Origin of the sequence: Frondihabitans sp. 4ASC-45 (genome assembly GCF_049472575.1) — a bacterium.
GTDB lineage: Bacteria > Actinomycetota > Actinomycetes > Actinomycetales > Microbacteriaceae > Frondihabitans.
In genome coordinates, this window is sequence record NZ_JBCEBN010000002.1 from 67983 (window position 1) to 82027 (window position 14045).

12 protein-coding genes are annotated in these 14045 nt (G+C 68.5%); 2 read left to right on the forward strand and 10 right to left on the reverse strand.

From position 1 onward, the window contains the following. The first annotated feature begins 1050 nt into the window (after positions 1-1050). Both VH571_RS03985 and lepB read left to right on the forward strand, forming a co-directional pair. Complete coding sequence (locus VH571_RS03985; protein ID WP_423263449.1) at positions 1051-1665, forward strand: HAD family hydrolase; 615 nt, start codon at positions 1051-1053, stop codon at positions 1663-1665. Positions 1666-1807: 142 nt separating this feature from the next. Further along, the gene (gene lepB / locus VH571_RS03990; RefSeq protein WP_423263450.1) at positions 1808-2566 is read left to right on the forward strand and encodes a signal peptidase I; all 759 of its coding nucleotides are present in this window, start codon (positions 1808-1810) and stop codon (positions 2564-2566) included. 106 nt (positions 2567-2672) lie between these two features. Here the strand turns inward: lepB and VH571_RS03995 are convergent, their stop codons facing one another. The 10 genes from VH571_RS03995 to VH571_RS04040 all read right to left on the reverse strand — a co-directional run bounded on the left by VH571_RS03995 (position 2673) and on the right by VH571_RS04040 (position 14033). Then, the gene (locus VH571_RS03995) at positions 2673-3362 is read right to left on the reverse strand and encodes a GntR family transcriptional regulator (protein ID WP_055959297.1); all 690 of its coding nucleotides are present in this window, start codon (positions 3360-3362) and stop codon (positions 2673-2675) included. 61 nt (positions 3363-3423) lie between these two features. Beyond that, positions 3424-5016 carry an ABC transporter substrate-binding protein gene (locus tag VH571_RS04000; protein WP_423263451.1) on the reverse strand — a complete coding sequence of 531 codons (1593 nt, stop codon included), beginning with the start codon at positions 5014-5016 and terminating at the stop codon, positions 3424-3426. Positions 5017-5104: 88 nt separating this feature from the next. Next, on the reverse strand, positions 5105-6091 hold the full coding sequence (locus tag VH571_RS04005; RefSeq protein ID WP_423263452.1) for an ABC transporter permease: 987 nt from the start codon (positions 6089-6091) through the stop codon (positions 5105-5107). Between the two features lie 9 nt (positions 6092-6100). Further along, positions 6101-6961 carry an ABC transporter permease gene (locus tag VH571_RS04010; protein ID WP_055959303.1) on the reverse strand — a complete coding sequence of 287 codons (861 nt, stop codon included), beginning with the start codon at positions 6959-6961 and terminating at the stop codon, positions 6101-6103. After that, entirely contained in the window at positions 6958-8751 is a 1794-nt protein-coding gene (locus VH571_RS04015) for an oligopeptide/dipeptide ABC transporter ATP-binding protein (RefSeq protein WP_423263453.1), read from the reverse strand. The genes VH571_RS04010 and VH571_RS04015 overlap by 4 nt, the downstream gene beginning before the upstream one ends. Then, positions 8738-9664, reverse strand: a complete 927-nt coding sequence (locus VH571_RS04020; RefSeq protein WP_423263455.1) for a polysaccharide deacetylase family protein — start codon at positions 9662-9664, stop codon at positions 8738-8740. The genes VH571_RS04015 and VH571_RS04020 overlap by 14 nt, the downstream gene beginning before the upstream one ends. After that, a complete protein-coding gene (locus VH571_RS04025; protein ID WP_423263456.1) occupies positions 9661-11202 on the reverse strand; it encodes an amidohydrolase family protein in 1542 nt (513 codons plus the stop codon). Before VH571_RS04025 ends, VH571_RS04020 begins: the two co-directional genes overlap by 4 nt. After that, entirely contained in the window at positions 11199-11927 is a 729-nt protein-coding gene (locus VH571_RS04030; RefSeq protein ID WP_423263457.1) for an aspartate/glutamate racemase family protein, read from the reverse strand. The genes VH571_RS04025 and VH571_RS04030 overlap by 4 nt, the downstream gene beginning before the upstream one ends. Then, complete coding sequence (locus VH571_RS04035) at positions 11924-12841, reverse strand: carbohydrate kinase family protein (protein WP_423263458.1); 918 nt, start codon at positions 12839-12841, stop codon at positions 11924-11926. Before VH571_RS04035 ends, VH571_RS04030 begins: the two co-directional genes overlap by 4 nt. Next, positions 12834-14033, reverse strand: coding sequence for an SIS domain-containing protein (locus tag VH571_RS04040; protein WP_423263459.1), 1200 nt, complete (start codon positions 14031-14033; stop codon positions 12834-12836). The genes VH571_RS04035 and VH571_RS04040 overlap by 8 nt, the downstream gene beginning before the upstream one ends. Between the last annotated feature and the right edge of the window lie 12 nt (positions 14034-14045).

Below are 14045 nucleotides of genomic sequence, written 5' to 3' on the forward strand. Positions count from 1 at the left end.
CGACGATGAAGGGCTCGGAGCGGTGTGGTGCGGCGAGTCCGACTCTCTTGTGGGGAGCCGCCTTTACGCTACACCTGTTGCCTTAATGCGGGATCGAGCGGCGTGGGCCGTAGGTTGCTCCATCGAGTGTCGCCATTTGCCTCCGCGGACGGCCCAGCCCGGGCATTTGGCGCCACTCGGCGTCCGGCAACCGGCGCGCTCGGCATCTATTGCGCGAAAACGGCCCCCGAACACCACGCTGGCGGCCACTTCTGCGCACTCGGCAGCCCTCAGCCGACGTCCGCGCACCTGCGCCCGGCATCGACTGTCATCCCCGAGTTGCCTCGAATGCGTCTCGCGGGCGACGACAGCTCCGATGTCCATCCGTAGCTTGGGGACATGGGGGATGGACGTTCGCGGGTTCTGGCCAGATCTGGCCGGCTGCTCTCAGCTGCTGCCTTGACGCTCAGCTGCGTAACGGTCGTACTGGTGTGCCTTGGCACGTTCGCTCACGTCGATATCTACTTTCGTGGCGCAGCAGGCTGGAATTTTATTTGGGGTCTCCTCGCTCGTGATCGCTCAGTTCGCCGCGGCTGCACGCGTATTAATCTGGCTCACCACCGCACCTACTGTGACCGTTCGCCGCGCTTTGGCTCTCGTGGGAATTGTCATGGCCGTCGTCTCCGGCGCCACGGTCGTTATCGGCTACATCGGCCACCGAGCCACCTACACGGAAGTAGCTGCTTCCTGCCACGGAAGGCCTGGAATCACCGCCCGCGAGACGAACACGTTTCTTCGTGCGAGAGGGGCCCTCTCTGTGAGATTCGGGATCGTCCTGCTTCGAGTTCCGGATTCTGAGTACAGGCCCCCGTTGGGGACCAAGCCGGCGGCCAGCGGCTCCTTCACGTCCGAGTGCCATTCCGACGGCTCCATCACGATCTCATTCCCCACCAGCGGTTATGCGACCCCAATCGCCCCAATTACGATCCGGGCAAGATAAAGCCTCGCACCGGCGACGCATCTGATGCACGCGTGCCGTCGCCTCGCGCGCACCCGCGATAGCCTCCGCTGATGAAGTGGATTCTCTACGACATCGGCGGTGTCCTCGAAATAGTTGACGACGACGACTGGCCCCTCTCGCTGCATGAGCGTTGGAGCGCCCGCCACGAACTGACTGTCACTGAGTTGCGAGCTCGCCTCCACGCCGCCGAGCTCCCCGACATGGCTCTACGAAGTGGTGTCGCAGACGAGTACTGGCGCAAGCTCGGAGCCGCCCTGGGTGCCGATAGTGCAACTATTGCGACAATGCATTCCGAGTTCTGGGATGCCTACTGCGGTAAGGCAAACGTCGAGCTGCTCGATCATGCGAGATCGCTGAGGGATCGCGCTGGCCTCGCCATCCTGTCGAACTCCGGCGATGGTGCCCGAGAAGAAGAGGAGCGACGTTTCGGCTTCGCCTCGCTGTTCGACCCCATCTGCTACAGCCACGAGCAGGGGATCGCGAAGCCCGATTCGGGCGCGTATCTCACCGCGCTCCGCCGAATGGGCGCATCGGCCGAGCAGGTGCTCTTCATCGACGACCACGAGGAGCCGGTGCGCGGGGCAGAGGACTGCGGCATCCGCGCCATTCTGCACCGTGATAACGAGACCACCATCGCTGCCATAGAGACCTTTCTCGCGACCTGAGATGGCCTTCGCACTCGGTTTCTTGATACTTCGTGGCGTCTACAGGACGATCCTGGCGAAGGCCGAACGCGAAGGCCCCATCGAGCCCTGCATGTGACCTGACCGACCGAGGTTGCGTCGTGCTTCCCTTACGATCAGGGTCATGGGGGAATCTGCCACGGACGTCGTCAACTCGGGCCCGGCTCGGCGACCCCGCAAGAATCGCCACAGCACCGCACGGTTCGTCCGTGACATCCTGATCGTCTTGCTGGCGGCGCTTCTGATCTCGTTCCTGATCAAGACCTATTTGGTCCGCTCGTTCTACATCCCATCGCCCTCGATGACGAACACGCTTCAGGTCAACGACCGCATCATCGTCAACGAACTCGTGCCCAAGGCGACTCCCCTCCAGCGTGGGGACGTCATCGTCTTCTCGGACCCGGGCGGATGGCTCGGAGCAAGCGACACGACGCCGAAATCTGATTCCACGAGCCCGGTCATCGGGGCCATCCAGACAGGTCTCACCGCTGTGGGCCTCGGCACGAAGGACAGCGACAACCACCTCGTCAAACGAGTCATCGGCCTGCCCGGAGACAAAGTCGCGTGCTGCAACGACTTCGGCCAGCTCGAGGTCAACGGCGTGCCCCTCAAGGAGCCCTACATCAACGTCACGGCCGGCCAGCGCGCCGACAGGTTCACCTACACGGTGACCGTTCCGAAGGGTGACCTGTGGGTGCTCGGTGATAACCGCTACAACTCCGACGACTCCGCCGCACACTTCACGCAGAAAGACGTGTCGCAACCGTTCGTACCGATCTCCGACGTCGTCGGACGAGCCATCGTCATCACCTGGCCGTCATCACGCTGGGGCACTCTGAGCAACTACCCCACGGTCTTCCAGGGCACCGACCCCACACACTGACGCCGGCAGCCCTGCGAGACTCCAGTAGATGCGGGTGCCCGTCGACCACACCCGCAACGACTGGAGTCTCGCCGCCCGAGGCGGCGGCGACAGCCGAGAGCAAGCCTCAGCGCGCACCCGCCGCCCGCAACGCCGTGAAGGACGGGATCCGGTCGCGCTCGATGTGCGTGTAGGCGATCGACTCGGCGACGCGCTCGTTGCCAGAGCGGATCGCCTCGGCGAGCGCCACGTGGTCGTCGAACGCCTCATCGACGTCGAGCTGCGAGGTCAGGTAGAACAGCCAGAGCACCCGGCCGGTGACGGAGCGCATCACCTGCTTCATCAGGTCGTTGCCCGACAGGTCGACGATCGCCTCGTGGTACCAGGTGCTGGCCTCGGCGACACGGTAGGCGTCGCCCGAGTGCACGACGTTCTGCGAGTAGTGGAGGGCTTCGTCGAGGGGCCCGGAGTCGCCGCCGCGCGAGACCTCGCGGGCGGCGAATCGCGCTGCACCGACCTCGAGGTAGAGCCGGAGGTCGAAGAGGTCGTTGACCGCTTTCTCGTCCCACACGGTCACGACCGCGCCGCGCCGGGGGAAGGTGCGGACGAAGCCCTCCTGCTCGAGCTGCGGTACCGCCTCGCGGAGGGGCACCCGCGACATCTCGAGCTCAGCGGCGATGCGCGCCTCGGCGAGCCGCGAACCCTGGGGGTACTCACCGCGGATGATGCCCTCGCGGATGGCCGAGTACGCCTGTCGCGAGAGCGACGCGGGTCGGTCGACGGTGGTCGCGGATCCTGCGTCAGATGGTTCTGTCACGTCCGCTCCTCGCGGGTGAGGGCCCCGGGGTGCACGATGCACCCCGGGGCCGGTGGCCGACCTACTTCGCGATTCCGAGCTTCGAGAAGTCGAGCTCGTTGGCACCGATGTTATGAGCCTCTGCGACTCCGGTGAGCCATTTCTGCGACACGACCCAGTCCTTGTTGTAGGAGAGGTTCATGTAGCAGCCGGTCGCGGAGTACGTCTGAGCGGCCTTGGCGTAGAGCGAGGTGTCGCCGGTCGCGACGGCCTCGTTCAGGTCGGCGTCGGTCGAGGGGCTGTCGCAGAGGAAGTAGTTGATTCCTCCGGTCTTGTCCCAGAAGACGTGGCCCCACATGTACGGGCTGCCGCCGTCGGGGCCGTTGTTGCCGTCGATGAAGGCGTCGGGGCCCTTCGTCGGGTCGGCGGCCCAGCCGAAGACCTGCGAGGTGGGGTACCCCTGCGCGGTCGCCTTGATGCCGTCGTTCTGCAGGTTGGCGGTGACGATGTTCGCCATCGCCTGGGCGTTGGTGTTGTCGGAGGCGTAGCCGACAGTCATCGCGGTGCCGGCCGGGAGGGTCTTGGCGTAGGCGGCGAAGACGGTCGGGTCGTAGCTGATGTTCTGCTTGTCGGAACCGTCGGCGATCATGCCCTTGGCGTAGAGGGTGGTCGCGACCGAGGAGCGCGCGCCGAGCACCTCCTTGACCAGCTGCTTCTGGTTGATCGACTGCATGAACGCGGTGCGGGCCTCCTTGTTCGCGAAGAACTCCTTCGACGGGTTCACCGTCAGCAGGGCCGACTGGAGGGTCGGCAGGAAGTCGCTGTTGAACTTGTCGTTGCCGTCGTATTTGGTGAGGCTCGACGACGGGAGCGCCGCGACGATCGCCGACACGTCGCCGGAGTCGAAGGCGAGCTGGAGTGCCGAGGCGTCGCTGTACACCGGCAGATCGACCTTGGTGAACGGCGACTTGGTGCCCCAGTAGCCGTCGTACTGCGTGAGCTCGTATTTGGTGCCCGTCTTGGCGCTGGTCAGCTCGTACGGTCCCGTTCCGAGGTCGTGGGTCTGCAGGTACGTCTGGGCGTTGTCGGATCCTGCGTTCTTCTCAAGGCCCGTGGGCGACTCCATCTTCGGGCCGAACGGCGACGCGAGGTAGTCGAGAAAGGCGGAGTTCGCCTTCTTCAGGGTGACAACGGCGGTGAGGTCGTCGGGGGTGGCGACGCTCTTGATGCCCGCGGTCATGTAGGCGGCACCGCCCTTGACGGTGTTGCGCCGGTCGAACGACGCCTTGACCGCCTCGGAGGTGAACTTCGTGCCGTCGTGGAACGTCACACCCGAGCGGAGCGTGAACGTGTAGACCGTGTTGGCCTTGTTCACCGTCCACTTGGTCGCCAGGCGCGGCGCGATCTTCACGGTGTCGACGTTGTTCTGGTACTGCACGAGCCCTTCGTACGTGTTGAGCACGATGGCGAGGCCGTTGTTGGCGTAGTAGATGTCGGGGTCCGGCGGCTGGCCGATGTCGCCGAGGAGGCCGACGGTCAGCACCCCGTCGGTCGGGGCCGGGTTGGCCGTGTTCGAGCCGCCGGACGACGAGCAGGCGGCGAGGGCGAGCAGCGGGATCACGGCCAGGGCGGCGATGACTCCTCGCGTCTTCGTGGTGAGGGGTGCGTTCTTCACTTCGACTCCTTGCAGGGTGGACCGGAGAGGGGAGGCTCCGGCGGGAGGGGTGTGGTGCAGGGATGGAGCGGGGTGGGGCTTCACGCCGTCACGCGTTGAGGCGCGGGTCGGCGAGGGCTTGGAGAACGTCGACGAGAGCGTTCGCGACGATGTAGATGATGCCGAGCACGAGCGTGACGCCCGCGATGGCCGGAAAGTCAGAGGTGGGGATGCTGGCCGCGAGGTAGTTGCCGATGCCGGGCCAGCTGAAGACCTGCTCGACCACGACGACGCCGGCGAACATGAAGCCGAGCTGGAGACCCGCCATCGAGAGGCCGGGGCCGAGCGAGTTGCGCACCACGTGCTTGCCGAGCACGACGATCGGGCGAAGGCCCTTCGATCGGGCGGTGCGCACGTAGTCGGAGGCGAGCGTCGAATCGAGACTGGACCGAAGGATCCGCCCGATCGAGATCGACGGAGCGATGCTGAGGATCACCGCCGGCAGCACCAGGTGCTGCACCCCCGCAACGAATTCCCTCGCGTCGCCGCCGAGGATGCTGTCGATGAGCACGAACCCGGAGGGGCCTGACGAGTCGACCCCGCGACCGGCCGCCGGGAGCACCTGCAGCTGTGCGTAGAACAGGATGATGCCGCCGAGTGCCAGGAGGAACGGCGGTGCCGTCGCCAGCACGAGCAGCGGACCGCGGAAGAACGCGCCTCCGGGCCAGCGGAGCGACCCGGATACGGCATACAAGGATCCGAGGAGGAGCGCGAGCACGAAGGCCACGGCCACGAGCTCGACCGTCGCCGGCAGTAAGTCGTGCAGGTCGGCCATCACCGGGCGCCGGGTGCGCAGCGACATCCCGAGGTTCCCCTGGAGGGCGTGCACGATGTAGTGGAAGTACTGCACGGGCAGCGGATCGTTCAGCCCGAGGGCCTGACGCTGGGCGGCGATCGCGGCGGGCGAGGCGTTGTTGCCGAGGTACGCCTTGACGGGGTCGCCGGGCGACACGGCCTGGAGCACGAAGACGACGGCGGTGAGCACGAGCACCAGCACGACGGCGGAGCCGGTGCGGCGAAGCAGGAAGCGGGTCATCGGGGCCTCCTAACGGCGTCCGGCGAGAAGATTGCGGATGGCGTCGCCGCCGAGGTTGGCGACGAGGCTGAGGAGCAGCACGGCGAGGCCCGGGACGACGGGCACCCACCACTGCGTGAGCAGCTGCTGCAGGTTGCGGGCGGTGTCGGCGCCGAGCTCGGGGGCCGGAGCCGCCTGACCGAGGCCGAGGAACGACAGCCCGGCGAGAAGGATGACGACGTTGCCGATGTCGAGGCTCGCGGTCACGATCGCGGTCGGCACGACGCCCGGCAGAATGTGCCGGAAGACGACCCGGGTGCGGCTGATTCCGGCCAGACGCGCCGCCTCCACGTGCGGCCTGGCGGCCATGGCACGCGCCTCGCCACGGATGATCCGGGCGTAGTACGGCCACCAGACGATCGCGATACCGATCAGCGTGTTCTGCAGTCCGAAGCCGAGGGCGGCGACCAGGGCGATCGCGACGAGGGTGCCCGGCAGCGCGAGGAACAGGTCGGTGAGCCGCATGAGGAGGTTGTCGAGCCAGCCGCCCGAGACTCCCGCGGCCACCCCGATGATCCCGCCGATCACGAGTCCCGACGCGACGACCACGAGCGCCGAGAACCAGCTCGTCTGGATGCCGATGAGGGTGCGGCTGAGGATGTCCCGGCCGATCCCGTCGGTGCCGAGCAGATGACCCTCCGAGCCGAGGGGCAGGTTGAGGGCACCGATCGGCTGGACGGGATTGTCGGGGGCGAGCACCCGGGCGAACAGCGCGACCAGGGTGACGACGATCAGCAGGCCGACCAGCGCGAGATTGAGCCGACGACCGGCGAACCGCGCGATCGTCACCTGCGGCACCCCGAAGCGGCGGGCGGTCAGATCGGCGCTCATCGGACGGCCTCGATCTCGGGGACGGACGCGAGCAGCGACCGCGTGTACGGGTGCTCGGGGTGGTGGATGACCTGGTCGGCGGTGCCGTCTTCGACGATGCGCCCCTCCGTCATCACGACGACCCGGTCGCCCATGAGACGAGCCACCGAGAGGTCGTGCGTGACGAACAGCACCGTCATCGAGAGCTCCTCGCGCATGCCGCGGATCAGGTTGAGCACGCTGGCGGCGAGCGACGCATCGAGCGCGCTGGTCGGCTCGTCGCAGAGCAGCACCGCCGGCGGGATCATGGTGGCGCGGGCGAGGGCCACGCGCTGACGCTGGCCGCCCGAGAGGTCGCCCGGCCGCACCCGAGAGACCGAGGCCGGAAGGCCGATCGACTCCAGCGCGGTCTCGACACGGGCGGCCGTCTCCGTCTTGCCGAGACGGAGCGGGAGCAGGCGCTCGCCGAGGATCTCCCCCACGCTCAGCCACGGCGTGAGCGACGACCCCGCGTCTTGGAACACCATCTGCGCGCCGCCTCGAGCGACGTCGACGCGCCCCGAGGTGACGGGTGCGAGGCCCGCGATCGCTCGGAGCAGGGTCGATTTGCCGGATCCTGATTCACCGACGATCGAGACTGCCTCGCCGGCGCCGATCATGAGGTCGATGCCGCGCAGGGCGTGCACCTCGCGCTTGCGGCCGCCGCTGCGGACGACGAAGCGCTGGTGGACGCCCTCGACCACCACGGCGGGTGCGGCCGACTCTGTCGACGAGCCGGAGACGAGGATCCGCGGCGCGTCCGATCGGGTCAGGGCGAGCTCGCGCACCGTCGCCGCATCGCGCCAGCAGGCCCGGACGTGCTCGGAGCCGTCCACCGCACCCGACCCGTCGACCGCCAGCAGCGGTGGCTGCTGCGCGCGGCAGGTGTCGTCGGCAAGCGGGCACCGCGACGAGTAGGCGCACCCGCGCATCCGTTCGGCGACGGTCGCCGTCTCGGGGCGAAGAGTCTGCAGCACGGTGTCGCGCGGAGTGTCGAGCGCGAGGCGAGAGTTCAGCAGTCCGACCGTGTACGGGTGGGTCGGCTCCCGGAGCACGACGTCGGCGGGCCCGAGCTCGGCGATGCGACCGGCGTAGAGAACGGCGATGCGATCGGCGATCTGGGCCGCGACGGCGAGGTCGTGGGTGATGAGCACCACGCTGCAGCCGAACTCGTCGCGCAGCTGACGGAGCAGGTCGAGCACCTGCGCCTGGACGGTCACGTCGAGTGCCGTCGTGGGCTCGTCGGCGATGATCAGCGACGGTCGACCCGCCGAGGCGATGGCCGCCATGATCCGCTGACGCAGACCGCCCGACAGCTCGTGCGGGTAAACGGTGAAGCGGAGGGCGGCGTCCTGGATGCCGACGGCGGACATGAGGCGAAGCGCCTCGGCCTTGTCGCCGGTGGCCTCGGTGATCTGCCGACCGACGCGCATGGTCGGGTTCAGCGACGTCATCGGATCCTGGAAGATGACGCCCAGCTCGTGCCGGCGGACGGCGCGGATCTGCTCGGCGGAGCCGTCGATCATGTCGGTACCCGCGATCGTGATGGTTCCGGTCGTCTCCGGGCGTGACGAGGAGGGCAGAAGGCCCATGAGCGCGAGGGCGAGCACGCTCTTGCCGGATCCTGATTCTCCGACGAGACCAACGATCTCACCGCGCTGGATCTCGAGGTCGACGCCACGGAGCACCTCGGAGCGGACCCCGTCGCGGGTGAGGGCGACAGTCAGATTCGCGATCGACGCGGCCGGGGCCTTCTCGTCAGTTGCCGACATGGTCGACCTCCTCGGTCGTCGCGTGCGCTCGAACCGCCTCGTAGATGTCGTGGGGCTGGGTGAACCAGACGTCGTCGCGGTGGGCCGCGAGATGCTCGAGCGCTCGGGTGAGCTGGCGCAGACGGAAGGGCACGCCCGAGATGAACGAGTGCACGACGATGCTCATGACGAGCGGCTGATCGCCCGCCGCGTCGAGCAGCTCGTCGAACTCGTCGATGAGCATGTCGGCGAACTCCGAGGCCCCGACGCCGCGGCCGATGATCGACGTGGAGTCGTTCAGCTCGAGAGCGTAGGGAATGGCGAGCAACGGCTCGGCACGGGTGGTCAGCCAGATCGGTTGATCGTCGAGGCGGAGGTCGAGCAGGTAGCGGTAGCCGCCCTCGCCCAGGAGGTCGACGGTCGACTCGGTGTGAGTGAGCCACGGGCTCGACCAGCCGAGAGGCGCCGTGCCCTCTTCCGCTTCGATCCGCGCTGAGACGCCGCGGAGGTAGTGCGCCTCGTCGGCCTCGGTGAGCCCCTGGAGCGAATCCGAGTTCGAGACGCCGTGCCCCACGATCTCGGCGCCGAGCGACCGGGCGTGGGCGAGCAGCTCGGGGGCGGTGTCGTAGACGGCCGTGTTGAGCAGGATGGTGGCGGGGATGTCGAGGCCGCTGAGGCGATCGAGCAGGCGGAACGCGCCGACCCGGTTGCCGTAGTCGCGCCAGCTCGTGTTGACGAGGTCGGGGGCAGGAACGCCCTCGAGGAGGTTCTCGGTCTGGCCGGCGCCGAAGTGGTAATCCTCGATGCCGATGGCGACGTAGACGGCGAGCTTCTTGCCTCCCGGCCAGGTGCCTCCGCGGCGCCCGGTGATCGGCGAGTAGTCGTAGCGGTCGTGCGAGTCGAGCGTCGCGCCGGAGTCTGCGGTGGTCGTCATGAGGGAGTTCCGATCCATCTGGTCATTCCGACGTCGGTGCGGGCCGCTTCGGCGATCATTGCGTCGTAGTGGGGTCTGAGGGCGTCGGCCTCGCGATTCGCCCGCTCGATGACGGGGAGCTTGTGGGCGAAGACCTCGCGGGCCTCGGCCAGGAGGGCGGTCTCGTCGACCGAGGTGACGCGGGAGCCGTCGAAGACCACCCGGCCGGCGACCATGGTGAGTCGCACGTCGGCTCCGTATTCGCAGTAGACGAGCTGGCCCCGGAGGTCGTTGAGCGGAGTGAACGCCGATCCGTGGAGGTCGAGCATCGTGATGTCGGCCTCGAACCCCTCGCGGATCTCGCCGAGCCGATCGCTCTGCAGGAGGGCGGCCGCTCCCCCGCGCCAGAGGCTGTCGAGCACCTCTCGCGCGGTCGGCCACTCGTCGCTCGGTCGTCCGCCGACGTTGTGGATGAGACCCGCCGTCTTGACGACGCCCCAGAGGTTCGCGGAGTCGTCGCAGATCGCCTCGTCGATGCCGAGTGCGACCGGGATGCCGAGGTCGAGCATGCGCCGGTAGGGCGCGACGCCACTACCGAGGCGAAGGTTGCTCACCGGGTTGTGGGCGATCACGGCACCGGCGTCGGCGATGAGCTCGAGGTCGCAGTCGTCGGTCCAGACCGCGTGGATCACGTTCATCCGGTCGCTCAGCAGGCCCAGGTCGGCCGTGTACTCGACGAGTGAGCGGCCGGCGAACCGCTGCTGCTCGGTCGCGAGCGTGCGCTGCACCTTCGTCTCGAGCATGTGAGCGAAAAGCGGAACCGAGTGCCGCCGGCTGAGGTCGTCGATCGCCTCGAAGTAGGGCACGTCGACCCGCTGGGGCGCCGAGATCGACACCGCGGCGGTCAATCGACCGTCTTCCCGGCCGTGCCAGGTGCCGAAGAGGTGGTCGTAGTTCTCGAGGAGTCCGGCCGCCCCGAGAGGCGCCTCGGCATCGAGCGCCGCCTGCACCGCCTCGTCGTCGTAGCCGCCGATGAAGGGCAGCTTGTCGCGCTCGGTGAGTGTCGGCTGGTCGAGAGCGACACTCGCCCGGATGCCGCTGTCGGCGTAGGCCTGCATCACGGCGTCGATGATGTCGGGCGTCGGGTGCGGCATCAGAAAGGCGTCGTCCTGCACCGTCGTCGTGCCCGTGCGGAGCATCTCGATCGCGGCGAGCATGGTGCGCAGGTAGGCCTCACGAGGAGAGGGACGAAGACGAGGATCCGCCGGCGACTCATACAGCATGAAGCTCTCGAGCGGCAGGCTCGGCAGCAGCCCCTTGAGGTGGTTCGCCGGCGAGTGATAGTGGGCGTTGATGAGCCCCGGCACCAGCACGTGGTGTTCGCCGCCGTCGATGCGGGCGTCGCCCTCTCGGGCCTCGGCTGCGGTGAACTGCGCCGCGGCTTCGGCGCCGATGCGGCGAATACTCGTGCCCTCGACGAGCACGTCGGTCGGGCCGAACATGCCGGCTTCGCTGTCGGCGTCGTAGACGTAGACGTCGGTGAAGAGCGTGCGACTCATGCGGCACCTCCAGAGGTGGGGCGGGCCCAGGTGCTGATCCGGGACGTTCCGAGCCCCTGGGCGAGAAGGCCCTCCGCGAGCGAGACCGCTGCGGCCACCCCGTCGATCACCGGGACGCCGAGTGCCTGCCCGAGCGGTTCGACGAGGTCGGCCAACCCGGCGCAGCCGAGCACGATCGCCTCGGCGTGATCGTCGGCGAGCGCCCGGCGCCCCTCGGCGACGAACAGGTCGAGCAGGTGCAGGGAGGAGTCTTCGACGGCCGCGACCGGTTCGTCGACGGCACGGACGACTGCGCGGTGACCGAGCCCGAGGGTGCGGACGACCCGGTCGGACTGCTCGCGGGTGCGCTCCGGCATCGTGATGATCGTGAAGCGGTGGGCGAGCTGCGTCGCGGTCACGAGGGCCGCCTCGGTCATGCCGACGACGGGGCCGCGCGCGGCCTCGCGTGCACCCGGCAGGCCGGTGTCGCCGAAGCAGGCGATGACATAGGCGTGGGGGCGCGCGGCGTCGGGCAGCAGTTCGAGCCGTTCGACCTCGGTCAGCACGCTGACGGCGCCGTGCACCTCGTCGACGTGGCTCTCGATGCTCGGCACCCCGGTCGTCGGCGTGATGGCGAGCAGGGTCGTGTCGGGCCGAGCGGACGGCGCGGCCGCGGCGACGACGCGGTCGGTCATGGCCGAGGTCGTGTTGGGGTTCACGATCGCGATGCGGAACGGGCCGGTCACGGGCGCACCTCCGCGGAGACACGCAGAAGACCCGCGATACCGAAGTCCGAGATCGCGACCCGTGCCGCCTCGGATCCTCGGTTCGCCGCCTCGACGGCGTCGCCCGAAAGCAGGTGCGCCGCCGCGAAGGCGCCGCAGAAGGCATCCCCGGCGCCGGTCGAGTCGACCGCATCGACCAGGGCGCTCGGCACGAGGGTCACCGTGTCGTTCTCCAGCACGAGTGCCCCCTTGTCGGCCCGCTTGATGACGACGACCGACGGCCCGAGCCCGGCGAAGAAGCGGGCGGCTCGCTCGAGATCGGTGGTCTCGGCGAGCGCCACCGCCTCGATCTCGCTCGGCAGGAAGACGTCGCAGACGGCCACGATGGCGAGGAGAGCCTCGCGGTTGCCCTCGAGGTAATCCTCCTGCAGGTCGAGGTAGAGGGCGGCCTCCGAGTTCTGGCGGAGCCACGGCGTGAGCGCCAGCTGCGACTCGAGACTCGTGGCCGAGAGGACGATGCCGTCGGCGTCGAGCACGCTGCCCGGCACGTCGGCCGGATAGACCGACAGGGCGTCGAAGTGGGCGTCGTCGTCGTGCATGGCCCAGGTGCGCGAGCCGTCGTCGTGGTACGTCACGGTGTTGCGGACGGTGGGCAGGTCGCGCTCGGGCAGATCGTCGATGGCGATGCCGGCCGCAGACAGCTGATCGAGCACGGTCGCGGGCAGATCGTTGCCCACGGGCGCGAGCATGGTGACGTCGCGCAGGATCCTTCTCGCCGACAGAGCCGCGTAGGCCGCGTCGCCGCCCATGGCCGGCTCGGACGGGACGCCGCCGTGCACCGCCTCGTCGATCGTGAGGTTGCCGATGCAGACGAGCGACTTCCACGTCGACTCAGACTTCTCAGTCGACCCAGCCTTCTCGATCGGGTCAGGCATCGCGCTGCGCCTCAGCGGCATGCGCCTCTGCGGCATGGAACTTCGCCATACCGAGGTGGTAGCCGATCATCTGGGCCGGGATCACGGTGACCAGGGGGCTGAGCGCCTCTGAGACCGCGGGCAAGCGCAGGATCCCATCGGCGAAGTCGTCGAACGCCCCCTCGCCCTCGGACGTGACGACGTACAGCGTGCCGCCGTAGCGATGCGCGTCACGCCCCGTGTCGACACTTCGCGGCACCGACGGCCCCGTGGGCGCGAACAAGAACATGGGCTCGCCGGGCTTCTGGCTGTTGTAGTGGTGGAACTCCTCGACCTGGATCTCGACGGCGTGATCGGGGCTCGTCTCTTTGACCTTGGCGGCGCCGATGATGGCGGCGGCCCAGCTCGGCCCGCCGGCCGAGAAGAGGTACATGGTGCGCTCGGCTTCGATGCGGGCGATCTCGGCGATCGGCTCGTCGAGGTCGGCCAGCACTCCGGCGATCACCTCGGGCAGGGTCTCGAGCTCGGCGCGCAGTCGCGGTGCCGCCTCGACGCCCCGGTACAGGCCGACCTCGGTCGCGAGCAGCAGCAGCAGCGACAGGGCCGTCGTCGACGACTGCGTGGGCCAGCCGACGCGGGTCGCCTGCAGCAGCAGGGTGTTCTCGCTCTCGACGTCGAGGGTCGAGCCCACCGTGTTGGTGAGGGCCAGCGTCAGCGCGCCGGCGTGCTGGGCGACCAGGAGGGCTTCGACGGTGCGGGTCGTCTCCCCCGAGCTCGACAGGGCGATGACGAGCGAGTCGGACGTGACGAGGTGCTGCTGGTAATAGGCGAATTCGAGGGCCTGGACCGGCTCGCACGGCACGCCGAGCATCAGCTCGAGGGTGCGGCGTGCGGCGATCATGACGGCGAGCGAGTCACCGGCACCGACGAGGAACACCCGATCGATCGTCTTCTCGGCGATGCGCCCCGCGACCCTCGGCAGCATGTCGGCGTTCCGCTCCCAGGTGGCGCGGATGGCTTGCGGCTGACCGAGCATCTCCCCGCGAGTCGCGTCGACGCGACGACGGCGCTCGGGGTCCAGCGGGTCGTCGGTCGGCAGGGCCAGGATCCCGGCGCGCTCCTTCGCGGAGACGCGCTCGACGACGGCTTTCTGGCGGTCGTCGAGCGGGCTTCCCGGGGCGAGGAGCGGGCTATCGAGAGCGGTGGAGTTCATGAGGCGCTTTCT